At 45.1% G+C, this 23,748-nt stretch carries 19 protein-coding genes and 1 pseudogene; 16 read left to right on the top strand and 4 right to left on the bottom strand.

Going from position 1 to position 23,748, the window contains the following annotated elements:
* Positions 1-6 precede the first annotated feature (6 nt).
* From PLA01S_RS02900 to PLA01S_RS32385, 4 genes are all read left to right on the top strand, one after another.
* Positions 7-1,326: a hypothetical protein gene (locus tag PLA01S_RS02900; RefSeq protein WP_127589972.1), complete on the top strand. Its 1,320-nt coding sequence runs from the start codon at positions 7-9 to the stop codon at positions 1,324-1,326.
* On the top strand, positions 1,319-3,250 hold the full coding sequence (locus tag PLA01S_RS02895) for an SNF2-related protein (protein ID WP_127589971.1): 1,932 nt from the start codon (positions 1,319-1,321) through the stop codon (positions 3,248-3,250). Before PLA01S_RS02900 ends, PLA01S_RS02895 begins: the two co-directional genes overlap by 8 nt.
* A complete protein-coding gene (locus tag PLA01S_RS02890) occupies positions 3,234-4,052 on the top strand; it encodes a protein NO VEIN domain-containing protein (protein ID WP_164817279.1) in 819 nt (272 codons plus the stop codon). The genes PLA01S_RS02895 and PLA01S_RS02890 overlap by 17 nt, the downstream gene beginning before the upstream one ends.
* 406 nt (positions 4,053-4,458) lie before the next feature.
* A complete protein-coding gene (locus PLA01S_RS32385) occupies positions 4,459-4,662 on the top strand; it encodes a hypothetical protein (protein WP_246059292.1) in 204 nt (67 codons plus the stop codon).
* A gap of 188 nt (positions 4,663-4,850) precedes the next feature.
* Here PLA01S_RS32385 and PLA01S_RS02880 read toward each other — a convergent pair whose 3' ends face one another.
* Positions 4,851-5,102, bottom strand: coding sequence for a helix-turn-helix domain-containing protein (locus PLA01S_RS02880; protein WP_127589969.1), 252 nt, complete (start codon positions 5,100-5,102; stop codon positions 4,851-4,853).
* Between the two features lie 168 nt (positions 5,103-5,270).
* Between PLA01S_RS02880 and PLA01S_RS02875 the strand changes: the two genes are divergently transcribed.
* The 5 genes and pseudogenes from PLA01S_RS02875 to PLA01S_RS33155 form a co-directional block, all read left to right on the top strand.
* Positions 5,271-5,750 carry a hypothetical protein gene (locus PLA01S_RS02875; RefSeq protein WP_127589968.1) on the top strand — a complete coding sequence of 160 codons (480 nt, stop codon included), beginning with the start codon at positions 5,271-5,273 and terminating at the stop codon, positions 5,748-5,750.
* A 137-nt stretch (positions 5,751-5,887) separates the two neighbouring features.
* A complete protein-coding gene (locus PLA01S_RS02870) occupies positions 5,888-6,460 on the top strand; it encodes a hypothetical protein (RefSeq protein WP_127589967.1) in 573 nt (190 codons plus the stop codon).
* A 340-nt stretch (positions 6,461-6,800) separates the two neighbouring features.
* Positions 6,801-7,817, top strand: a complete 1,017-nt coding sequence (locus PLA01S_RS02865) for a carbohydrate-binding protein (RefSeq protein ID WP_127589966.1) — start codon at positions 6,801-6,803, stop codon at positions 7,815-7,817.
* 570 nt (positions 7,818-8,387) lie between these two features.
* Positions 8,388-9,575 carry an MFS transporter gene (locus PLA01S_RS02860; protein WP_127589965.1) on the top strand — a complete coding sequence of 396 codons (1,188 nt, stop codon included), beginning with the start codon at positions 8,388-8,390 and terminating at the stop codon, positions 9,573-9,575.
* Positions 9,576-9,607: 32 nt separating this feature from the next.
* Positions 9,608-9,724, top strand: a pseudogene (locus PLA01S_RS33155) (SF0329 family protein); the annotation flags it as partial.
* 51 nt (positions 9,725-9,775) lie between these two features.
* Here the strand turns inward: PLA01S_RS33155 and hcp are convergent.
* Entirely contained in the window at positions 9,776-11,464 is a 1,689-nt protein-coding gene (gene hcp / locus PLA01S_RS02855) for a hydroxylamine reductase (protein WP_246059291.1), read from the bottom strand.
* 207 nt (positions 11,465-11,671) lie between these two features.
* Between hcp and PLA01S_RS02850 the strand changes: the two genes are divergently transcribed.
* Both PLA01S_RS02850 and PLA01S_RS02845 read left to right on the top strand, forming a co-directional pair.
* Positions 11,672-12,694, top strand: coding sequence for a 2-oxoacid:acceptor oxidoreductase family protein (locus tag PLA01S_RS02850; protein ID WP_127589964.1), 1,023 nt, complete (start codon positions 11,672-11,674; stop codon positions 12,692-12,694).
* A complete protein-coding gene (locus PLA01S_RS02845) occupies positions 12,691-14,988 on the top strand; it encodes a thiamine pyrophosphate-dependent enzyme (RefSeq protein WP_127589963.1) in 2,298 nt (765 codons plus the stop codon). Before PLA01S_RS02850 ends, PLA01S_RS02845 begins: the two co-directional genes overlap by 4 nt.
* Before the next feature lie 212 nt (positions 14,989-15,200).
* Here PLA01S_RS02845 and PLA01S_RS32380 read toward each other — a convergent pair whose 3' ends face one another.
* Complete coding sequence (locus PLA01S_RS32380; RefSeq protein ID WP_246059290.1) at positions 15,201-15,419, bottom strand: hypothetical protein; 219 nt, start codon at positions 15,417-15,419, stop codon at positions 15,201-15,203.
* Between the two features lie 872 nt (positions 15,420-16,291).
* Between PLA01S_RS32380 and PLA01S_RS32375 the strand changes: the two genes are divergently transcribed.
* The 5 genes from PLA01S_RS32375 (at position 16,292) to PLA01S_RS02820 (ending at position 22,763) form a co-directional block, all read left to right on the top strand.
* Positions 16,292-17,440 (top strand): helix-turn-helix domain-containing protein, encoded by a 1,149-nt coding sequence (locus tag PLA01S_RS32375; protein WP_246059289.1) that lies wholly within the window; start codon positions 16,292-16,294, stop codon positions 17,438-17,440.
* 225 nt (positions 17,441-17,665) lie between these two features.
* Positions 17,666-18,661, top strand: a complete 996-nt coding sequence (locus PLA01S_RS02835) for an ABC transporter permease (protein ID WP_127589962.1) — start codon at positions 17,666-17,668, stop codon at positions 18,659-18,661.
* A gap of 54 nt (positions 18,662-18,715) precedes the next feature.
* The gene (locus PLA01S_RS02830; RefSeq protein ID WP_009593409.1) at positions 18,716-19,615 is read left to right on the top strand and encodes a carbohydrate ABC transporter permease; all 900 of its coding nucleotides are present in this window, start codon (positions 18,716-18,718) and stop codon (positions 19,613-19,615) included.
* Positions 19,616-19,748: 133 nt separating this feature from the next.
* Positions 19,749-21,455, top strand: a complete 1,707-nt coding sequence (locus PLA01S_RS02825; RefSeq protein ID WP_127589961.1) for an ABC transporter substrate-binding protein — start codon at positions 19,749-19,751, stop codon at positions 21,453-21,455.
* Between the two features lie 78 nt (positions 21,456-21,533).
* Positions 21,534-22,763 carry an alpha-L-fucosidase gene (locus PLA01S_RS02820; RefSeq protein ID WP_127589960.1) on the top strand — a complete coding sequence of 410 codons (1,230 nt, stop codon included), beginning with the start codon at positions 21,534-21,536 and terminating at the stop codon, positions 22,761-22,763.
* Between the two features lie 110 nt (positions 22,764-22,873).
* Here PLA01S_RS02820 and PLA01S_RS02815 read toward each other — a convergent pair whose 3' ends face one another.
* On the bottom strand, positions 22,874-23,581 hold the full coding sequence (locus PLA01S_RS02815) for a hypothetical protein (protein ID WP_127589959.1): 708 nt from the start codon (positions 23,579-23,581) through the stop codon (positions 22,874-22,876).
* Positions 23,582-23,748: the final 167 nt, after the last annotated feature.

The following is a 23,748-nucleotide window of genomic DNA, read 5'->3' as shown; positions in this document are numbered from 1 at the left end:
AAGTTCATGCAAGCTCAATATAGAGTGAATGTAATGCCTCCTGGGGCAAGAATACAACAAATTAAAAGTCAGGCCGAACAGTCAAACAATACATATCCTTTCCCTCACTTTCAGAATACTGTATATTATCTGCCTGTAGTACGAGTGCCAATAGGTTTACCGATTTACAGGATGGCGAACTATAGAACTAGAGTTTCTCAACTGGCTCATATTAAAAAAGAAGGAAAACCAGAAAATTTCTTTAGTAATGGCCAGGAAAATCAATCGTCCCAACAAGTTCAACACGAATTGTTGTTTGGTTTTGCCCAAAAGGGGAGTGGAGACAGTATAGTACCAATAATGAGTGTACTAGAAAAGACACCCCAACGTGAACCGATACTAATAACTAATGATGGAATTGTCGTGAATGGCAATAGAAGGCTCTCTGCTATGAGAGAATTATTTGCAAATGGCACAGATAGATTCAGTCATGTTGATTGTATGGTGCTACCAGATTACGCAGATAAAGATGATATTCGAGAGATAGAGATTGAGTTACAAATGACTCCACATACTCTGCTCCCATATGATTGGGTTGGGGAAGGTTTCGCTATTCGCGAATTATTTCAGATGGGGATGACTAAAGATAAAGTTTCACAAAAAATGCGAAAAAGAGCTGCTGATATTGATAATCATCTACTTGCATTTGATTACGCTGATTCTTATCTAACTGATTGGCTTGGAACACCAGGAGATTACTCAAAGGTATTAGACAAAGAACAGCTGTTTACTGAGATGGCCAAAAATCTAAAATCAAAAGAAGGAGAGGATTTGGAAGCTTCTAGGCAAATAGCGTTTATCATAACTGAGAACTCAGGTAATCTTGGTTCAAGGGCTTATGATTACAAAAACACTTTTGGTCCGGACTCAGTTGAAGTATTAAATAGGCTTGCTTCTAGATTAGAAGTTCCATTGTCTCAAGTACCGATTGATCAAGGTCCTCAACTTGAAATTGAAATTGAAGGGGAAGAAGATACCACAACTTCCTTTGCACCGATTATTGAGATATTAATGGATCGTAATAAATCAAAAGAATTGTCAGAAGAAATTGCTGATATTCATGACACTATAAAAAGTGAGCGAGATGATCGGAATGCTCGTCAAAATGCACTTAAACGAATTAAAGAAGCGAACACCAGACTGTTAGAGGTTGACCTTACAAGAGCAGAGCCGACTACATATGAGGGAATTAAGGCGCAGTTGAATTCTATTCAGACAAGGGCTCAAGAATTGTTAGAACTGTTAGATAGACAATCTTCTTCGAGTGGTGCAAATAGCAATGACTGATAACCAATTTCCATACATTAAAATAAGCTATAACAAGGATAATTTGTCTGGGATTTTTTCCTTCCAGGAAGATGTGGCTGACGGTGTCTTGCTTCGAATGCGACAATTTGCTATGTCAGTTGATTCCGACTTTATATATCGGGAGGGTAATATACTTGAATTAAGCTGGTCAGGCACCCTTAGAATTGTTAAAGAATTTGCTCCTCTACAAAGGAATCTGGGTTTTATGTTCACTGCGGAAGGTCAAGCAAAAGAAAGGATAGCTACATTTCTTGCGCAATTAAAAGAGGTTAATAAAGCTCGAAATACTCTTAGCGTAACAATTAGTGAACAGGAACTGGACGAAAGATTATTGTCTTTAGGTTTTACTAAAAGAAAATTAACCCCTGAACAAAGTAGAGATGCATGTAGGTTATTGTCTCTTCACAACGGAGCTAATTTTTCTGTTCCAGGCGCAGGTAAAACAACTGTGACTTTTGCGGTTCATTTATTGACCAAGTCATTGGATTCTCACCTTTTAGTTATAGGGCCTAAAAGTGCTTTCCTTGCATGGCAAGATGTAATAAATGACTGTATGGATGACAATGCTCCTAATAATAATTCTGAGCCTTTTCAGATACTTACTGATGTAGATAAAATCCAAGATCAATTGTTGAGTGGGGCAAAAAGATTCATTATATCGTACGACTTAATGATTCGAGTGCCTCAAATAATTACCAATTATCTTGGTAATAATCCCGTTCATGTCATCCTTGATGAAAGTCATCGAATGAAGGCAGGTTTTGGTTCGCAAAGAGGAACTTTTTTGCTGAATGTGGCTGCGCTGCCGATCAGAAGAGACATTCTCTCTGGTACTCCAATGCCGCAAGGGGCCAATGATTTGCAATCTCAATTAGACTTTCTGTGGCCAGGCGTCGGATTAGGTAATAGGATAAGCATGGGTGATACTCCAAGGACGGTTTTAGGTAATTTGTATGTAAGGACAACTAAGAAAGAACTTGGGTTAAAAAGCCCTAATAGATATTTTGAACATGTAGATATGTCTAAAGGTCAATTGGCGTTATATACAATTCTAAGAAATGAAGCTATGGCACAATTGACACAATTCAGGCAGGATAGAAGGATTGATGTAGCACGCGCGAGAAGATCAATCATGAGATTACTTCAGGTGTCTACAAATCCTGTTGTTGCACTAGACGCAATAGTCCAAGACTTACCTCGTAATGAAGCTCCAGCTATAGCCAGGATTATTAGGGAAGAGGGACCATCACCGAAGATATTAAGGGCAGCTGAGTTAGTCAGGGAGTTGGCGAGTCAGAATCGTAAAAGCATTATTTGGACGATTTTCACAAACACGATAACTCAGCTGGAATCATTACTGGTCGATTTGAATCCATTAAGTCTTCACGGTGAAGTCCCAAATGGGGATAAGAGCGATCTAGCGACAAGAGAGGGCAGGATATATAAATTCCATACTGATCCCAATTATAAAGTGATTATTGCTAACCCAGCTGCTGTATCAGAAGGGATTAGTCTACACAAAGTCTGCCATGAGGCGATTTACGTGGATAGGAGTTACAATGCAACTCATTTTCTACAGTCCATTGACCGTATTCATAGGTTGGGATTAGATCCAGAAGTGGAGACAAACATCCATATATTACAGACTGTAGCACCTCTTGGCCTCGGTTCTGTTGATCATTCTGTTAGTAGAAGATTAGCCACAAAAATAAGAGCAATGCAAGACCTACTAAATGATATTGATCTTCATGAGATCGCTTTAGCGGAAGAGAGTGCGGATGAACCGATTGATTACGATATTAGGCCAGAGGATTTAGAAGACCTCCTTGACGAATTAGAAGGAAGAACCTCATTTATGATGGAGGAGGCTGACTGGTTGGACGATGATGGAATTGAAAGCTGATGATATCTTGAAAATGAGCGTTCTAAACGCTGTCCTAACTTTGAAAGAGTACAGGAACTTATATCCTAATAAAACCATCAACGAACTCATAGCAATAATCAATGCTGTAGGTACGTATCATAGCAACTATGATTATTGCACTTCAAAAAAATTACTCGAAGTGATCGAATTACAAAAAATTACTGACATCAAGTGTTTGATTACTGCAATACTAAAAGAAACCTTCCCTGGCTGGCTTTATCAAGTACCCTTTGGGCGTGAGATTGTAGCCACTTGTTTACGAGATAATGAAAAGACAGATGTACTTCAGTGTCTTGAGAGTGCAGGGCTATATTCCAAGCACCCTGATAATGATGTTGTAGAATGGTGGGATGAATTAGCTTCGTTAGTAAGGTTATCTGAGGACGAACTGAAATTGAGATCAGGGAGAGGTGCTGAACGGCTGACTTTAGAGCATGAGAGAGGGAAATTAATTGATCTTATGCTTGAACCTTACTGGATATCACTTGAGAATAACTTTGCAGGTTATGATGTGTTATCGTATGAAGAAGGGCAGACAGGGATTAGGCCAAAAATGATTGAAGTCAAGTCATGTAAGTCTAGACCTATAGTATTTTATCTAAGTAAGAATGAATGGAAAACTGCTCAGAAAATTGGTGACGGGTATGTGTTTCACATATGGTACTTGGCAGAAAAGAGGCTTCTTGAATTAAGGGTTGAGGATGTTGGGAGGAGTATCCCGATTAACCAAGGGCTCGGTGACTGGCAAACAGTTTTGATAAATGTCGATTCAGCAATGTAATGCAGAAATAATAAACATTATCAATGAAAGTTTGGAAACTTGAAACGGGCTCACAACCTTTCTCTCTTACCAAGGTTGACCCCACGCATTACGATTTCTGCTATTAATACAAGTTCACTTAAATTACACCCTGATTCTCAAAACCCGTACTGTAATGAGCCTTTTCACCAATTCACAGCATCATGAAACAGTGCATGTGAAGTGTGGCCTTGTTGGTCAGGGATTAATATCAAAAGGCTTTTTTAATTCTAAAGGAGAATTTAGAAAAGAGATGAGGAGGCTAAGCTCTTATTTTAACATTTATTAAAGAAGAAGGACCCATTTGCCTTAGCTTGCAGGTCAAACGTATTTTACGGCATGAGTCATTATCCGACTTGGAACTCGATTGGATTAGCGAATTAAGGAGTTGCTTACGAACATCAAACTGCCTTATTGGGCCATTTTCGATGAGAGCATGTGGAGCTTGTCCGACTACCACAGTTGCATGCAATTGGAGGAGCCGGAGCATGTGATGGATGAGGGATCAGAGCTGAATGCATGGAAAATCTATGTGAAGGACGATGTTCTGATCGTGTTTGAACTCGATATATCCGAAGAAGGAGTAAGATGAACTGTTTACCGTATATCTGGCGTCCTTCCAGCGAGCGAGCGTAGAGAATCTAACGAGCGAGATGGGAAAGGCAACTAACTTGCCCGTGTTTCTTCGAACGAATCTTTCGGCAAAAATTAATGGATTGGTGGAGCAGTTAGGGAGTGGGATCGTGTATGCTGGAAATCATAAGTATCAAGAGGATATATTTATTTCTCCTCCAACTCCCTCTCATACCCCTCAATCAAAACCGAAGTCTTAACATGAAGCGCCCTTGCTAATGCAGTAATTGTTAGCAGAGTAGGCGCTTTTTCTCCGTTCTCTAGCTCACTAATATAAGATCGGTCGACACGGGAATAGAGGCTCAACTCATCTTGGGTGAGCTTTTTTTCTTTGCGAATATTTCGAAGAGCTCTGCCGAAGGCTAGTAACTCTATGGATTTATCATTATGATTAGCCACGTTATAACCCCTTAATAGATAGTTAAATTCATCTTATGCGGTTCTATAAGGGAATTTCCGTAGGCTATTGCCTACAAATTGATTAGAATGATATAATACAGATACTGGGAAATGATAATTCCGATTACTAGAGTATATTCTTAGTGAAAAATGGGAGTGAAGCTAATTATGAAATCGACGGTAACAAGAGATACCGACCTAAATGAGGTTCCGTCCTCCCAACATGAGGAAGTGTGCGACTTTTACAAAGATATTATTCTTCTTCATGCCAGCTGCTCTCAAGAATATATGAATTTATCTTTGCATTTCTTTGACAAAAACATGCATCACGTCAGTTTATTACTATGCAACAGGGCATTAGAATCCATGCTAACCGCTTTATATATAAAGAAGGAGAGAAGGCAGCCTATCTCAAATATATTGCTAGAAGAAATATTGCGGATGTTCCCCAAAGACTCGGAGATGAATGTGGAGCCTTTGATATTTATACAATCCTTATCCTTTTTATCACAGGAGAACTCCCTCATTAGCAAAATGCAGCCCACACATCTAATGAACCTGATTAAGAAAGCGGATGAGTTCCTTCTTCAGATATCTAGCCAACTAGAGTTACCCTATGAAACATACCATTCTGTTTTTGAGAAATAAAGCTAGCCGTCATCTTCATTGATCATTCAGCTTGGCAATTCTCAATGCTGCGTATCGTTACGAAATATAAAATGCAACTTTTTTTCTCCCTTGCGTTCTTACATATATACCAAAACTTACAAGGAGGATTGAACCTAATGAAAAATCTCTCTCGCGGTATTTTATCTTTATGTTTAATCGGAGCATTACTTCTCTCTGCATGCGGGAAATCAGATGACACTGACACTCTTTCTAATAGCAAAGAACCTACCAACACAACAAGCCCAGCACCTTCAACCAACAAAACACCAACAAACATAGAAAGTCTGATCGAACCAGCCGAGAAAGAAGCAATTACAGCGGCCGATTTTAAGAAAGGCGTCTCAATTGACTTTGATAAATATAAAGGCAGCTTCTTTGACGACAACATTATCTCCAAGTTAAGGAACAATCTTGAATCGGTTGTGGAGAACAACAAAGAAAAGTTTAAAGAGAATCTGAATAAGGAGACTTTGGAATCTATAAGAGAAGGCTTCTATTACACAAACGTAAGCGATCAATTTATGTTCTATGATTTGGATCTTATAGAAAAAGTTGATCAGCCAGAACAAATTAGAGTAGGCGTGCGCTTTGCAAAAAAATCCTCAAACGGGAGTATTGAAAATCAAGGTATTACCTACTTCTTTACTAAAAACGAAGCAGGAGAATGGGGTATTGAAAATATAGATTAAAACCCATACAAAAATAGAGGCGGCTCCCTCGTAAGGAGCCGCCTTGTTGTTGCCTAAGTAAATCCGTTATCGTCAGGATCGGCAGTAATGCGGACTTCCGGATATTGCTCCTTATAAGTTTGGACGTATTGGTAAACGTCCGCTGCCGTTTCTTAATGATCAGGTGCAGTCTGCCGGTCGCTTTCATGCCGTTGTATTGTTTAAATTGTAATAATCTGATTAAAAAAATCGTGGAATTAATTTTAAAAATGGAAATAAAGTAAGAAAATAGTACATTTAAAACCTGTGGCATGTCCCATGGGAGCGCTACAGATAAATAAAAAAACAAGGAGGTTTGAAAATGACTAATAAAAGGTTTCCTTTTAAGCCCTTATCACTTTTGGTAGTTTTAGCAGTATTTCTATCCACATTCTGTGCAGCCTTACCGTCAGTAAACGCAGCCGCTAGAGGAGCATGGGCTCCAAATACTGCATATGCAATAAATGACACAGTAACCTATAGTGGAAGCACTTATACCTGTCTTCAGGCACATACTTCTCTCGTAGGTTGGGAACCGTCCAATGTTCCTGCTTTATGGCAGAAAGGCGGTAGCGACGGAACTACGCCACCAACCACACCACCGACAACGAACGGAGTAACATTCTATGCAGATATAAACTATGGAGGAAAAGCAGTGACACTCGGGATAGGCAATTATACACTGTCTCAGTTGAACGCAAACGGAATTCCGAATGACTGGATGTCGTCTCTTAAGGTTCCAAGCGGTTGGACGGTTGAAGTATATGAGAATGATAATTTTGGAGGAACCAAGTGGACCTTCACTTCAGATTCTTCCTGGGTTGGCAACACGATCAATGACAAAATGTCATCGGTCAAGATTTATACGGGTTCACCACCTCCTACAGTAACAAAGCCTGCCGAGGTTCCGAGCCATATATGGACATATGTCATGAATGCGGACAATGCCTATGGGAAAGGCGGAGATTTTGCTTTATTGCTAAGTGCTGTTATCAAAAAGGAAAGCAGCTTTGGAGCCGGTTTACCAGGTAGTCCATCGGCCGGCGACGGATTGATGCAGGTAGAACCAAACACACGCAATGCGTACTTATCTCAATTCAGCTCAAAATTTGGCCGTGCGTATAATCATAGCAGTGAACAAGATCAGGTATATCTGGGCGCGTTGATTTTAAATGAGAAGATTACGAAGTTTGGAAATATCTACAACGGATTATTACACTACAACGGTGGAGATAACTGGTATCCGGGAGCTACGGATTCTTATGGCCGTCCTATTCTGGCAGATCAATATGCAGATGCAGTTTACGCTACTTATAAGGGCTATGGCGGTAAGAATTAAGGTGTTACATTGATATGTAAATTGAAAAATAGCGAGACGTGAAAGGATTTTCTTGTTGAGTGGAAGGGTTTCCCTCGCCGCTCGCAAAAATGCTCATCCAAGCCGATTAATGTTATTCTACTTGATATTAGTGGTAGCTTAGATTCTCACCCCATACCTTACATTCTATCAATATTAAGTATTCGTCACATGTGGTGTACCTAATATTGATGATTCGCAAGGAATAGATGAGATGCGACAGGTAGTATTCTTTTGTCAAAACTGAACCCATTAGTACCGGAGCATCACATTAATCCAGGAATCGAGAGAACACCCCTTCAACTTCAGGGGCGTTCTCTTTTTAATGTAGATATACTTTTTAAAAAACCGATTTTCTGAACTTGATATGTCGGTCGCCGTAAGAATTATACAGGAGCAACTTCTATGTATATCAAAAAGATTAAGCCCTTATATGTTTTTCATATTTTTATTATAGATAGCCGCATGCTAACATATACAAATGCAGATTGAGGGGGGCTGTTATTCAGTTTCCGATTCATGGTTTTTATCATTCTATATAGGTGGTCCTAAATGTTAAAGAAGTCAGCGTTTCCATTACTACTGCTCAACATGTTTCTCGCTAATCTAAGTATGGGCCTTGTCATTCCGATCATACCGGAACTTCTTGAGCAGTTTACGGCAAGCGGACAGGCCGCGGGCTATTTGGTCTCCTGCTTCGGCCTGACCCAGTTTCTGTTCTCACCTCTTGCAGGTAATTTGTCAGATCGATACGGCCGTAAACCCATGATTATCATTGGTTTAATCTTGTTCGCCATCTCCAACTTGCTCGCAGCGTTCGCGGGTGATCTAACTTTATTATTCGTATCGCGGTTGATTGGCGGAATAGGCTCAGCAGCCTTAATCCCGTCCATTATTGCGTATATTGCCGACATTACGGCAGATGAGCAGCGCAGCAAGGCCATGTCATGGTTAGGTGCGTCGATGACATCCGGGTTTATTATTGGACCGGGTGTCGGCGGATTGCTTGCGGAATGGGGCATTAAGATGCCCTTCTATGTGTCCGCATGTGTTGGGCTGCTGGCCATGGTTTGCAGTCTATGGGGATTGCCTGAATCACTGTCGGCGGACCTTCGCCGGATGCGTCGCCAAGTGAAGGAGAAGAGGGAAAATGTATTCCGACAAATCGTGCTTTCGGTTCGGTCTCGCTATTTTGTCCTGTTGCTCATTGTGTTCGCCATGACCTTCGGTTTAACGCATTTTGAAGCGATTTTCCCGCTTTTTGTCGTACAAGTCTACGGATTCACGACGCGTCAAATCGCTATACTGCTTACCGTATGTTCGCTCATCGGCACGTTGAATCAATTGTTGTTGACCGACCGGATCACACGACGATTCGGAGAAAAACGGATCATCGTTGCCATGTTGATGTTATCGGCAGTATCCCTTGTATTCTTATTATTCTCAGGCCATTTCTACTATGTCATGGTAGTCACGATGTTGTTCTTTACGTTTAATAATATATTGCGACCCACGCTCAATACGCTGCTGTCCAGAGTGGCCCGAGATGAACAGGGGTTTGTTGCAGGGATGAATAACGCTTATACAAGTCTCGGTACGATATTTGGACCGATGCTGGCAGGTATTTTATTTGAAGTCCATTTTGACTTGCCCTATCTGTTTGGCGGATTCGTACTGCTAGTGAGCAGCATTTTCACGGGAAGTCGATTGAGAAGTATACGATCTGTTCAACGCGGCTGATGTGCACTCATCCTCCACAATAACAAGAACAGTTGTCTTTGCTGGACAGACGCGTTGGCAAAAAGTGAATCTTAAATATGAGCGGGAAAATGAAGTTAAAGCATATCATTTTGCAGTATTTTTATGAACTACGGCTCAGTACGCTATGAAAATTACTGAATGTTAATAAAAAGAATGCCCCGGTGAGGGCATTCTTTTTTTTAGGCACCAAGGAACATGTTCATGTCATCTTCCACATTAGTAATGCCGCCGATACCGAAGTTTTCCACGAGGACTTTGGCGACGTTAGGCGACAGGAATGCAGGGAGCGTAGGGCCCAGATGAATATTTTTAACGCCAAGATAAAGCAGGGCAAGCAGCACGATAACCGCTTTTTGCTCATACCAGGCAATGTTATAGGAAATTGGCAAATCATTAATATCCTCAAGGCCGAATACTTCCTTCAGCTTCAATGCAATCACGACTAGGGAGTAAGAATCATTGCATTGACCAGCGTCCAGGACCCGCGGAATACCGCCGATTTCGCCTAGATCCAGTTTATTGTATTTGTATTTGGCACAGCCTGCAGTTAGAATGACCGTGTCTGTTGGAAGTTCAGCCGCAAAATCGGTGTAATAGTTGCGGGATTTCATCCTTCCGTCGCAGCCGGCCATGACGAAGAAGCGGCGGATCGCCCCGGATTTCACGGCATCGACGACTTGATCGGCCACGTTCATCACAGCGGCATGAGCGAAACCGCCGATGATCTCACCCGTTTCAAGTTCCGTTGGAGCGGGGCATCCTTTCGCTTGCTCGATCAGTGCGGAGAAGTCTTTGGGAGCACCGTCTTTTCCTTCTGGAATATGGCGAACACCCGGAAACCCAGTGTTGCCTGTTGTATAGATACGGTCCTTATAACTGTCTTTCGGCGGAACGATACAGTTGGTCGTCATTAATATCGGTCCGTTAAAGGCTGCGAATTCGCTATTCTGCTTCCACCACGCATTCCCGTAATTGCCTACAAAATGCTCATATTTCTTGAATGCCGGATAATAGTGGGCAGGCAGCATTTCACTGTGCGTGTACACGTCCACGCCGGTTCCTTCCGTCTGCTTCAGCAGCTCCTCCAAATCCTTCAGATCATGGCCGCTGATGAGAATGCCGGGCCGGTTGCTTACCCCGATATTAACCTTCGTAATTTCCGGATTTCCGTAAACCGAGGTGTTCGCTTCATCAAGCATCGCCATGGCGTTTACGCCGTATTTGCCGGTTTCCATCGTTAAAGCTACCAGATCCTGCACTTCAAGGCTGTCGTCAAGCGTGGCGGCAAGTGCACGGCGCATAAAACGGTTTAATTCGTTATCATCCTTCTCCAGATGAAGCGCGTGGTACGTATAAGCAGCCATCCCCTTCAAGCCGTAAGTAATCAATTCACGCAGCGAGCGGATGTCTTCATTGCGGGTCGAGAGGACACCCACCGTACGTGCTTTTTCATCAAAAGAAGCTTCGTTATCCGCTTGCCAGACGGCAGCATCAGGGAGATTGGCGGTTCCTTCCGGATATTGTTCGTTATAATAGGTGCGCACCTCGCCGCGGAGCTCGATCGCTCCCCGGATTCTTCCCACAAAAACCTCGCGGTCAAAGTTGGCGTTCGTAATCGTTGCAAACAAGGAGTCCATCATAAACAGCGATACGCGCTGTTCAAGCACCTCCGGCAGCCGGACATCCAGACTGAGAAAAGAGATACCTTTCAGCAGATAAATCAGCAAATCCTGTAGGTTTGCCACATCATGCGGTTTGCCGCATACGCCGACAATGGTGCAACCTGTTCCTTTGGATGCTTCCTGACATTGAAAGCAGAACATGGACGGCTGATGCTTTAAGGTCTGTTCTGTTGCGTTGTTATTCATTATTTCTCCTCCAATTTCGTGATTATTTGTCGTAAGGTCAGAATAAGATTGCCTCGCAATTGGACTGTTGAAGACAGTATACTTCGCTCCCACAACCGACATAGTGATTGGAATCACAATTTCTTAAGTAGTGAGTTTAATCACAAACCCGGTCCGTTTCTTCTTTTAAACTGGAATTAATGACCTAAGAAGAAATGAGGAGAGAACATGTCGATTTTACCTCAAAAGAATGAACTGGGATTTTTCGAGATCCGTCTCGAATCCATCGGCGGGCTTGGCGCCAATCTCGCCGGAAAAATGCTGGCCGAAGCTGGGGTCACCGGCTCCGGACTTAACGGTTCGAATTTTTCCAGCTATGGTTCGGAGAAAAAAGGGTCGCCCGTGAAGAGTTTCGTAAGGTTCTGCGATTCCGAGGTGGAAATCCGCGATCACAGTCCCATTGAGCAGCCGCATGTCGTCGGTGTATTTCATGAAGCATTGCATAAGACGATCGATGTCATAAGCGGATTACAGCCTGATGGAACGGCGCTTGTGAATACGGCGCGAGACCTTTCCGAAGTGGCCGTGGATCTGAACATGACGCAGGGAACGCTGGCCGTAGTGGATGCGCTGAAAATTTCCGTTGAGGAGAAAACCAAAGTGAATACGGCCATGCTGGGGGCTTTGTTCCGGATTTGCAGCTTCCTGAACCCGGACGATATGCGGCAGGTGATCCGCACAACATTTGAGAAAAAGCTGCCCCACCTCGTGGAAGCGAATGTGCGGACCTTTGACAGAGGATATAACGAAGTCCAGTTCCTTTCCTTGGGAAATAGCTCAGAGCTTAAAGACAAAATCGCTTTCGCAAGACCGCAGCCGATTCTTGGATATGAAACGCAGGAGCTGGGCGGGATTCTGAACGTTACGGCGAACAGTGTCCTGAAGGATCTTAGCGGCTCCCGGCAGGGATATTTGCCAGAGTACAAGATCGAGGACTGCATTCACTGTGCCGCCTGCGATACGGTATGTCCGGATTTCTGCATCGTGTGGGAGAAGAAACCGGATAAGCGCGGGAATATGCAGATGTTTATGAAAGGCATCGATTATCAGTATTGCAAAGGCTGCTTGAAGTGTATCGAAGCTTGTCCGACCACCGCTTTGGCTGCCATGTTAGAAGAGTCGCATTATGCGGAGCAGCACCGTGTGCCGCAATCATTTCCCTATTTAACTGCGGAGGGAGTCAGATCATGAATATGCAAATTCAAGAAACAACGGAGAACAAGCTGGCGGCCGCTCAAACGGCAGTCTTCGAATCGGGCAACGAAATGGCTGCCATGGCAGCTGCCCAGATTAACTATCACATTATGGGTTATTTTCCGATTACACCATCTACGGAAATCGCCCAATATCTTGACATGATGCGTACACGCGGCGAACATGACATCAAGCTGATTCCGGCTGACGGCGAACATGGATCAGCGGGGATTTGCTACGGTGCGGCCGCAGCCGGAGCACGGGTATTCAATGCTACCAGTGCGAATGGTTTCCTGTATATGATCGAACAGCTTCCTGTGCAGGCGGGCACACGTTTCCCGATGGTCATGAATCTGGTGACGCGTGCAGTCAGCGGACCGCTGGATATTCGCGGTGACCATTCGGATCTTTACTACGGTCTGAATACCGGCTGGGTCATTTTGACCGCCCGTTCACCGCAGGCAGTGTATGACATGAATATCATGGCGCTGCGTATCGCGGAACATAAAGACGTACGCCTGCCGGTCATTGTAGCTTATGACGGATTTTTTACATCGCACCAGAAACGCAGGGTACAAATATTTACGAACCGGGAAACCGTTCAGGCGTTTGTAGGGGAAAAGGCGCCTGAATACCCACATGTGCTGGACGAGAATAACCCGATCGTTGTTGGGGCTTATATGAACGGCGACGATTTGATGAATAACCACTTCCAACAGTCAAACGCTATGTACCGTGCGGGCGAGGTATTCAAGGAAGTGGCAGAGGAATACGCGGCTTTGTCCGGAAGGCCTTATTCGCCGCTTGATCTGTACCGAATGGAAGACGCGGAGGTGGCTTTATTCCTGCTCAATTCGGCGGCCGAATCCTCCAAAGACGTCGTGGATCGGCTGCGGGCGAAAGGAATTAAAGCGGGCGTAATCAGCCCGAATATTCTCCGGCCGTTCCCGGCAAGAGAAATCCGCGAGGCGCTTATAGGTATCAAAGCGCTGCTGGTTGGCGAACGTGCCGATTCTTACGGTGCGCACGGGGCCAATCTGACCCATGAGGTCAAAGCGGCCCTGCAGGAAATCCGTGGTCCGCAGCCTATTGTGCTGTCCCGCATATTTGGACTTGGCGGGAAAGACTATTACGCGGATGACGCGGAAGCTTTTTTTGCCTTGACGATCGAGGCAATGGAGCTCGGTTATGCCAAAGTGCCGTTTGATTATTACGGTCAAACACCGGGAGATGAAGAGCAAAGACTGCAGCCGGTCATTGCCCCGATGAATGGAGACAGCTTTAAATCTGGCCTGATCACCGTAACGATTGATGAAGAGACAAGTAAACTATCCGTTAAAGTACCGCCGATGCGGGCGCTTGCCGCGAAACCGAAACGGTTTGCTTCCGGCCACGGAGCCTGCCCGGGCTGCGGTATTTTCCCGGCGCTGGAGCTCTTTTTCAAAGGGATTGAAGGCCATGTCGTTACTTTATTCCATACCGGCTGCGCTTATATCACAACAACGGGTTATCCATATAACTCGCATAAGCAGAGCTTCATTCATAATTTGTTCCAGAACGGACCGGCTACTTTATCCGGCACGGTAGAAGCGTTCCTTGAGCAGAAACGCCGCGGGGAAATCGAAGTTCCTGAGGACTTCACTTTTGTCATGGTGACCGGCGACGGCGGCATGGACATCGGGATGGGTTCGGCCATCGGGACGGCGCTGCGGGGCCATAACCTGATCATTCTGGAATATGATAATGAAGGCTATATGAACACCGGTGCACAGCTTTCGTATTCCACACCATTAGGGCACATGACCAGTACGTCCGGTGTCGGCAAACAGCAGCAGGGCAAAGCGTTCCATCATAAAGATACGGTGCAAATGATGGCGGCGGCGCATATTCCGTATGTATTCACGGGGACAGAAGCATTCCCGCTGGATCTTGTGAAAAAGGCGGCAAAAGCGCAGTGGTACGCCCAGAATGTAGGTACCGTCTACGGCAAGCTGCTGATCACATGCCCGCTAAACTGGAAATCGAGCGACAAGGATGGGGAGAACATCGTCCGCGCGGCCGTGAATTCAAACTTCTTCCCACTGTATGAAGTGGAGCAAGGAGAAACGAACATTACGTACGATCCTGAAGCGAAGAAAAAACAGGTGCCGCTCAGCGACTGGCTGAAATACATGGGCAAATCAAGACATCTGCTCAAGGAAGAAAACAAAGAAATGCTTGGTGAATTTGAAAAAGAAGTGAAGCGGCGCTGGTCGATTCTGAAAGCGAAACACGAGAACCCGCTGCTATAAAATATTCAATACGGCATACTAGGTTTACAACAACGGAGCGGGCATTGTCCCGCTTCTTTTTTTGTTTATAAATTTGTTGAATGAAAATAGGTATGGGCGTATCGTTATGACTATGGAGACCTATAACCCAAGAGATGCTTTTTAAGTTATAATATAAAAAATTATGAGAAAACGCGGGAGGGTTGATCATGCAGAGATCCTGGTACAAGCGTCTATTGCTCTCCTATATGCCTATTTTTGTTATTGTGATTACCTTTATATTTTTTGTTTTCTTTCAGCTGTTCAGCGAACAGAGCCGGCGGGAGGCGCTTAACGCCAATAAGTCGCTCTCCTTGCAAGCGATGCGCATGGTGGACACGTCTCTGAAGGTGATCGACAATATGATCGTCCTCGAAAGCATCAACAGCAAGGCTTTGAATGATTTTTTCCAATCATCTGCCGTTGGCGATCCATATATCAATATTCAAGCTGTTCAGAAGCTCAAGGAGATTATTAATTATTATCCCTTGATCGATTCGATTTATCTGGTGAGGAATTCGGACGGTTATGTGCTCAGCAATGCCACGAATGGATACATAAGTACATATCCGGACCATGAATTTATTGAACAATATCAAGTATCGAAAACGCCGAAATGGACAGGCGCGAGAAATTTCGAACAATTTAAAATGAAGGGCGGCAAGCAGGTGGTCAGCCTGGTCAGAGGATCGCCTTATATGAAAAACGACTTAGGCATGATCGTCGTCAATGTGAGCACGGAATCCTTGAACAAGCTTACCGAAGAGATGCTGGATTCCAACATGAGCTTCATTCAGGTTCAGGATACCTCCGGAAATCATTTGTTCGGCACCAAAGCGGATCGTCCGCCATCCCAAGTCAATTCCCAGTATGTATCAAGCTATACGAATTGGAACTATGGAAGCGGTTTGTTGAACAACGGTTTTGTAAGCGCTGTCTCTTATCTCTATAATCTTTGGTTTATCATAGGTCTTGGCATGATTGCCATCGGCTTCCTATGGATGATTTATGTTTCCAGGCGAAATTCCAAGCCAATTGAGGAGATCGCTGCCCGTTTCAGCAGCTATTCGCTTCCGGTGGTGAGCAGTAACCGACGTAAGGGGAAGCTGGATGAATTCGCATTTATCGAATCCGCCTTTGACAACATACTGGAACAATCCAAGGAATATCAGGAGAAATACCGGGAGGATCTCCATGTCAGGACCCGGTTTATGTTCCGCCAGCTGATCGAAGGGGACTCGCCTCTATCTGTATCCGAATGGAAGTCTGAAGCGGCTCGACTGAATTGCCGCTGCCACTGGATCGATATTGTATTCTCATCCTGGAGATTGATAAGTACGGGGATTTCTGTCGGGATTATTCCAAGACCGATCAAGATCTGCTTAAATTCACTCTGCGGACTGTCGTGGATGAGATCGCTTCGAAATGGGACTGCCGGCTGTGGTCGGAATGGACATCACCTTCCAACCTGTCCATTATTCTGTTTGAAGAACGGGATCAGGACAAGTTTGAGGAGGCCGTACTGGTTCCGATTGCGGAACAAATCCTGGCGTGGACGCACCAAAACTTGAAATTTACAATTACGATGGGAATGGGTCGGTCGACAGATCAGATTGGCGATATTCCGCAATCCTATAAAGATGCGATGCAAGCCTTAAAGTATAAAATTGTGCTCGGTGAGAATCGTTTGATCCGCAGCGAGGATATTTCGAGCCATGGCATTGTCGAGGTTTATACGCATTTAGGTGAGATTCGTGCAATTATCCAGTCCTTCAGAATGCAGAAGGAGCAGTGGAGCGAGGATTACGATAAATGGTTTGAACAGCTGAAGAACAGCTTCTTGACCAATGATGAAATATTCAGCCTGATGAATTATCTGGTTTATTACACCGGCCGCGAAATGTCGGGACTAGGCAAGGAAATTTACAACAAGTGGATACAGGAGGGATTGCCGAAGCTGACGGTTAAGGTAGATAATTCCTATTCCCTGGAACAGCTGAGACAGGAAATTAAACAAGTGCTGACGGAGCATTATGAACAGATGAAGCAGATTCATAATGACAACCAATACTCCAGCATCATTAGAAACATATGCGATTTAATTGAGCGTGACTATGCGAATCCGGATCTGTCCCTTGAAATGCTGGGCGATCGCTTTCAGCTGAACGCCAAATATGTGAGCAAATTGTTTAAGGAAAATACCGGACAAAGGTTCGTTGATTTCCTTATTGATATCCGTATGAAGGAAGCGAAGCGGCTGCTGACGGAAACCGATTATTCCGTGCAGGAGATCGCAGAGCGGGTCGGATATGCCCATGCTATTTCGTTTACCCGCGTTTTCAAGAGGACAGCTGGAGTTACCCCGGGCGAATACAGGAATGGCCGGAAGGCCAAGGAACGGGGAGAAAATGATTCAGCAGTAGAAAACGGTTAAGGCGGCGATCATGGATCGCTGCCTTTTTTGATTGAGAATGAACCCGTTGTTAAGGCGTTCCGTCCGCCTTGAATGAACCCTGATTCGCTTTCTATGAGGAGGTCCAGGCGAAAATGGTTAGTCGTTTTTATTTTTGTTTCTTGTTGCCGGGCGTCGTTGTTGTATACACTCGGATTACATTACAAGGACCTGAACGTCAGAAATGAACGAAAGGAGCTAACCCGCATGCCGAGACTAACCTCTAGGCTTCATACCGAAGCAAGCCTGGAACCGAAACCTCCCATAACATTGAAAGCGCTGCCAGAAGCGAAGAAAGGAAGGTCCAGAGGAAAACAAATGAAGCGTCATTGGCAGTTGTATCTCGTTCTCTTGTTACCCGTTCTTTATTTGATTATTTTCAAATACATACCGATGGCCGGTATTATAATCGCATTCAAGAATTATAACGTAATCCAGGGAATCTGGGGCAGCGACTGGGTCGGACTGAAATATTTTCGCCAGTTCTTCGATTCGCCGAATTTCTGGCTCTACATTAAGAATACGCTTGGCATTAGCTTCTACGGATTGATTGTAGGCTTTCCCGCCCCGATCCTGCTGGCACTCGCGCTGAATGAAATCCGCAACGGCCTATTCAAGAAGACGGTACAGATGGTTTCATATGCCCCTTATTTCATATCTACGGTGATTATGGTTTCGATCATTATCGTCAACTTGACGCCAAATGTGGGGATGATCAGTAAATTTTTCGAGATGTTAGGTATGAGTAATACGAATTTTATGGGTATACCGGGCCTGTTTAAGTCCATTTACGTCTGGTCCGATGTTTGGCAATTTACAGGTTACGGAGCGATTATTTACATCGCAGCACTGTCCGGCGTTAACCCGGAGCTGTACGAATCAGCCAAAGTAGATGGCGCGTCCCGCATCCAAAAGATTCTGAACATCGATATACCAAGCCTTATTCCCGTATCGGTCATTCTGCTCATTCTCAATCTGGGCAACATCATGAAACTAGGCTTTGAAAAAATATACCTGATGCAAAATCCGCTTAATTTAAGCACGTCGGAAGTCATATCCACTTATGTGTACAAGGTTGGTTTGCTGGGCTCCAGCTTCAGCTTCTCAACGGCGATCGGTCTCTTTAACTCGGTCATCAATCTTATTCTGCTGGTGTCCGTCAATTACATCGCCAGAAAGCTGTCGAACAGCAGCTTGTGGTAGGCCTGTTCTACGCAGCCAGTAAACAATAGCAACTTTGGAAAGAGAGGAGACCCTATGTTCAAAAAAGCCGCTATACGTGAATCGAAAGGCGACCGCCTATTCATGTTCTTGATCTATCTGTTCTTGACCCTGGTTCTTATTGCTGTAGCTGTACCATTAATCTACATCGTAAGCTCGTCCTTCAGCTCGCCTCAGGCGGTTACATCGGGCAAGGTTTGGCTGTTTCCCGTAGATTTTACGCTGGACGGCTACAAGGCGGTATTCAATAATCCGCAGATCGGCGTCGGCTATCTGAATTCCCTCTTTTATACCGTTGTCGGCACCCTCATCAATGTAACGCTCACGATTATGCTGGCTTATCCGCTGGCGAAGAAGTCGCTTTACGGCCGCAATTTCTTCATGGTTCTGCTGGTGATCACGATGATGTTCGAAGGAGGACTGATTCCTTATTACCTCGTCGTTAAGAATCTCCATCTGCTGGATACGCGGTGGGCCATGATTTTACCGGGGGCACTGGGGGTATTCCAGGTTATCGTCGCAAGGACGTTTTTCCAAACCACGATTCCCGATGAATTGGCGGAAGCCGCGGAGCTGGACGGATGCAGTGACATCCGGTTCATATTCAGCATTGTCCTGCCGCTGTCCAAACCCATTATTGCGGTCATGACATTGATGTATGCAGTCGGGCATTGGAATGCTTATTTTGATGCACTGATCTTCTTAAGGAATCCTGACTTGTTCCCGCTTCAAATCATTCTCAGAAACATTCTAATTCTGAATTCAGTCGATGCTTCCATGATGGCGGATGTGAGCCAGATGCAGGCGCAGCAGGGGCTCAAGGATTTGCTGAAATATTCCTTGATCGTTGTTGCCAGCTTGCCTGTGCTTATCATATATCCTTTCGTCCAGAAACATTTTGTCAAAGGCGTCATGATCGGCTCGCTAAAGGGCTGATCATGACAAAGCGATAATGGCATCAAGGAGGTGAGGCTGTACATTATTCAGATACGGCAAAAGCTGGTGGAGGCAAAAGCATAGGAAAGGGCCAAACGCCCGAAATACTGATGATAAGCGGGGGGTATATTCGATGGAAAAGAGCATGAAGAAGAAAAACTGGCTAGGTATCATTAGCTGCCTAATGGCTTGCATGCTGCTGCTTAGTGCCTGCGGCGGAGCTAATTCCGGCAATCAGTCAAATGGCAAGACGGCCGACAACGGTGCTGCCAATGAAGATTTATTTAATGCTGTTGGTTCCTATCCGATCGTGAAGGAGCCGATGACCATTAAAATGTTCGCGCCTCAGTTTGCGTCAATCGAAAACATGGATACCAACCTATTTACCAAACATCTTGAAGAGAAGACGAACATCAATATCGCTTGGGACCTTGTACCGGAAAATGCTTTGAACGACCGCAAGCAGCTCATGCTGGCCGGCGGCGATTATCCTGAAGTCATTCTCCAAGGGAATTTGACCAAGGAAGAGCAAATGAAGTATGGGTCGCAGGGCGTGTTTATCCCTCTGAATGATTTGATAGACCAATATGCACCCAATATCAAGAAAGCGATGGAGGATATCCCTTACATGAAAGCCTCCATCACGACTCCGGACGGCAACATCTATGCATTGCCGCAGGTCAATGAATGCTACCATTGTGACAATGCGCTCAAAATGTGGATCAATAAAAAATGGCTCGATAAAGTGGGACTGCCTGTTCCAACGACAACTGACGAATTTTATACTGTGCTGAAAGCGTTCAAAGAGAAGGATCCGAACGGCAACGGCAAACAAGATGAAATCCCGCTGACAGGCTCGGATGAAATGTGGGCAGGCAACGTCTCCGCCTTCCTGATGAACTCGTTTATCCTTGATGATTACGTCGACAAGGGTTCGGGTACGTTCCTCCGCGTCATGGATGGCAAAGTTGATTTTACGGCAAACAAAGAAGAGTGGAAGCAAGGCCTCCTTTATCTGAATCAATTGTACAAAGAGGGATTAATTGATCCCGCAGCCTTTACCCAGAATGCCGATGCTGTTCAGCAAATGGCCAACCGGGAACCGGACAATATTATGGGTACGTTATCAACTGCATTAATTAGTTATGCTTACAGCATGGATGATAAGGCGCCGCGTCATAAAGATTATGATGCCCTGCCTCCGCTGAAAGGCCCGAATGGTGTGCAGCAGACGCTGAATTTTGCGGGAATCGCTGTCTCACAATTTGCGATTACGAATAAAGCGACGAGCGAGCAGCAGATTGCCGCCATCCGGTTAGCGGATTATCTGTATACGGAAGAAGCGATCCTGTTGCAGGAATATGGCCCTGAAGGCAAAGGGTGGCGGAAAGCTGAATCCGGAGAAAAGGGTATGGATGGAAAGCAGGCTAAATATACAGCTATTCCTATCCCCGACAAAAAGCCGACGCATAATGACGGTTGGGAACAGATCGGTCCATCACTGAGAACCTACGCTTATCGCGCGTCCTGGACAGCTCCTCAGGATCCGCTCGCTCCCGATGGATACGGTACCCGTCTGAATCAAGTCTCCAAGGAATATGAACCGTATCAATCCAAGGAGCAATATCCAGGGGGATTGTTCATAGCACTAGAAGATGCCGAGCTCGTTGCGCAGATCAAGACGACGCTTGTCGACTACGTGAAATCCAATATGGCCCAGTTTATTACAGGCTCCAAAGATATTAACAAAGAATGGGATGCATATGTGAAAGGGCTGGATGGCATGCAGCTGAACCAGTACCTGGAAATCTATCAAAAGGCATTGGATGCCGGAAAATAATGCCAAATCGGTTCCCTGCGCACGGGTCTCCCTTGCGCAGGGGATCATCACTTTCATAGAAGGCAGGTGTATGATTGGATGAATGAACTTGCAAAGCCATCCCCCCAGCAGCTGGCGTGGCAGGATATGGAGCTGGGTATGTTCTGCCATTTCGGTATGAATACGTTTTGCGATCAGGAGTGGGGAGACGGAACGGATTCAGCGGAAATCTTTAATCCAGAGCAGTTGGATGCACGGCAGTGGGCCAGGACCGCAAAACGCGCCGGCTTCAAGTATCTGGTATTGACCGCAAAGCATCATGACGGGTTCTGTCTGTGGCCGACGAAAACGACCGATTACTCCGTGAAGTCCAGCCCATGGAAAGGCGGCAAAGGGGATGTCGTCCGGGAAGTTGCCGATGCCTGCAGAGAGGAAGGGCTCCAGTTCGGGTTGTATTTGTCCCCCTGGGACCGACATGAACCTTGCTATCCCGATAAAGAGGCTTATGACGATTTTTATGCGGAGCAATTAACGGAGCTTCTAACCGGGTATGGACCGCTGGTCGAAGTATGGTTCGACGGAGCCGGTTCCCAAGGCAGGGAATACGATTGGAACAGAATCATCGGTCTGATTGATAAATACCAGCCGGATGCAATGGTCTTTAATATGGGGCGCCCAACGATTCGCTGGGTAGGGAATGAAGACGGCGTCGCGCCTTATCCGTGCTGGAATACGGCCACCACGGCGAAGGAGAGTATGTTCACCAGCGATATGATGACCTGGATGGAAGGGACCCCGGCTTGGGTACCGGCTGAATGCGATGTTCCGATCCGCAAGCTTCACTGGTTCTGGCATCCTGGCGATGAAGCAAGCTTAAGAAGCCTGGAGGAAGTATTGGATATTTATTACCGCTCGGTCGGCCATGGCGCTACGCTGCTCTTGAATATATCCCCGGACAACCGCGGGCTGCTGCCTGAAGTGGATGTGGAGCGTGTTATCGAATTCGGAGATGAAATCCGCCGCAGATTCGGGCAGCCGGTTGGCCAAACGAGTGGAGAAGGAACCGAGCTGCTTCTGAAGCTGGAGTATATTCAGCCAGTAAATCACGTAATCATCATGGAAGACATTGCTCATGGGGAGCGTGTGCGTGAATATGTGCTCGAAGCATTCAGCCATGGCGAATGGAAGGAACTTGTACGTGGAAGTGCGATCGGGCATAAAAAAATCGACCGGTTCGACACCGTCGAAACCGATCAATTGCGGGTTAGTATTCATTCCAGCGTGGAGCAGCCTTTGATCCGCAATTTAGCTGCATATCACGTGGAATGAAATTAGTAAAACCAAGAACAGACTGCCACGGCAGTCTGTTCTTGGTATTTGGTACTTCGTCTATATTTCTTAAGCGGGAGCTTAGAAAATACTGCCTGGGTGTCTTGATTTTATGCGCTAATCACGTTACCGCAATAATCACATTCCTTCTCATCGTTAGCATACACGATCATCTTGGCTCCGCAGCTCGGGCATTCTATGGATCTAGGTCCGCGATCCTCGCTTTCATCGTATTCGTATTCATACTCCTCTTCTTCGTCTACATATTCCTCATCATCATAGGCTTCATGATACTCTTCGGACTCAAGTTCGAGGATGCCATTTTGGATTCGGCCGAAGGGTAGCATATGCTCTGTGATCATAAAATCCAAGTCTCGAATGACGTGACTGGGGGATTGTTTCGTCTCTACGGCGATATGATCAATTTCTCTGATCCTTCTGTTCATAACAAGGTGGTAATACTGCTGCAATAATAGGCTGAATTTGCTATCTGCCCGGCTGCCCAATATGAAAAAAACGATAGCCGGAATTAGAAGTATTATTCCATATAGCCAGGCAGAATCCCAGAAAAGTTGAACATCCTCAGGGTTGTTGAGGTCAAAAGCTAAAATAAATAATCCCATGATTAAAATATAAGTATAAACCCAAAGCCATCCAATCAGTCGATGATTTCTTCCCTTGCGAGAGTGATGAACATGAGTCGTAAGTACACGGAATAATGTCAACAAGAGACCGACGGGATATAATGTGAAGGCGAGTGTTAAAATGACACGGTCGAACCTGGAATATTTTGATTTATAAGGTAAATAATCTTCCATCCTTAGTACTCCTTTTCATACGGTACTATCTGGTTCTAATATACTATCATTGTATACGATTTATGGTTTTTGCTGTTGCATTATTTGGAAAAAACGGTTCGGACATAAGGGGAACGGCAGACAAGGAAGCCTTGATGAGCTGTCTAAACGAACCTAGAAGCAGATAT

Origin of the sequence: Paenibacillus lautus NBRC 15380 (assembly GCF_004000945.1) — a bacterium.
Lineage (GTDB): Bacteria > Bacillota > Bacilli > Paenibacillales > Paenibacillaceae > Paenibacillus_AQ > Paenibacillus_AQ lautus.
This window is presented reverse-complemented; position numbering and strand designations above follow the sequence as displayed.

Bases quoted from the DNA above. Each gene is read 5' to 3' on its own strand.
- PLA01S_RS02900 (WP_127589972.1), top strand. From the start codon at position 7: ATGCAAGCTCAATATAGAGTGAATGTAATGCCTCCTGGGGCAAGAATA.
- PLA01S_RS02895 (WP_127589971.1), top strand. From the start codon at position 1,319: ATGACTGATAACCAATTTCCATACATTAAAATAAGCTATAACAAGGAT.
- PLA01S_RS02890 (WP_164817279.1), top strand. From the start codon at position 3,234: ATGGAATTGAAAGCTGATGATATCTTGAAAATGAGCGTTCTAAACGCT.
- PLA01S_RS02875 (WP_127589968.1), top strand. From the start codon at position 5,271: ATGAAATCGACGGTAACAAGAGATACCGACCTAAATGAGGTTCCGTCC.
- PLA01S_RS02870 (WP_127589967.1), top strand. From the start codon at position 5,888: ATGAAAAATCTCTCTCGCGGTATTTTATCTTTATGTTTAATCGGAGCA.
- PLA01S_RS02865 (WP_127589966.1), top strand. From the start codon at position 6,801: ATGACTAATAAAAGGTTTCCTTTTAAGCCCTTATCACTTTTGGTAGTT.
- PLA01S_RS02860 (WP_127589965.1), top strand. From the start codon at position 8,388: ATGTTAAAGAAGTCAGCGTTTCCATTACTACTGCTCAACATGTTTCTC.
- hcp (WP_246059291.1), bottom strand. From the start codon at position 11,464: ATGAATAACAACGCAACAGAACAGACCTTAAAGCATCAGCCGTCCATG.
- PLA01S_RS02850 (WP_127589964.1), top strand. From the start codon at position 11,672: ATGTCGATTTTACCTCAAAAGAATGAACTGGGATTTTTCGAGATCCGT.
- PLA01S_RS02845 (WP_127589963.1), top strand. From the start codon at position 12,691: ATGAATATGCAAATTCAAGAAACAACGGAGAACAAGCTGGCGGCCGCT.
- PLA01S_RS02835 (WP_127589962.1), top strand. From the start codon at position 17,666: ATGCCGAGACTAACCTCTAGGCTTCATACCGAAGCAAGCCTGGAACCG.
- PLA01S_RS02830 (WP_009593409.1), top strand. From the start codon at position 18,716: ATGTTCAAAAAAGCCGCTATACGTGAATCGAAAGGCGACCGCCTATTC.
- PLA01S_RS02825 (WP_127589961.1), top strand. From the start codon at position 19,749: ATGGAAAAGAGCATGAAGAAGAAAAACTGGCTAGGTATCATTAGCTGC.
- PLA01S_RS02820 (WP_127589960.1), top strand. From the start codon at position 21,534: ATGAATGAACTTGCAAAGCCATCCCCCCAGCAGCTGGCGTGGCAGGAT.
- PLA01S_RS02815 (WP_127589959.1), bottom strand. From the start codon at position 23,581: ATGGAAGATTATTTACCTTATAAATCAAAATATTCCAGGTTCGACCGT.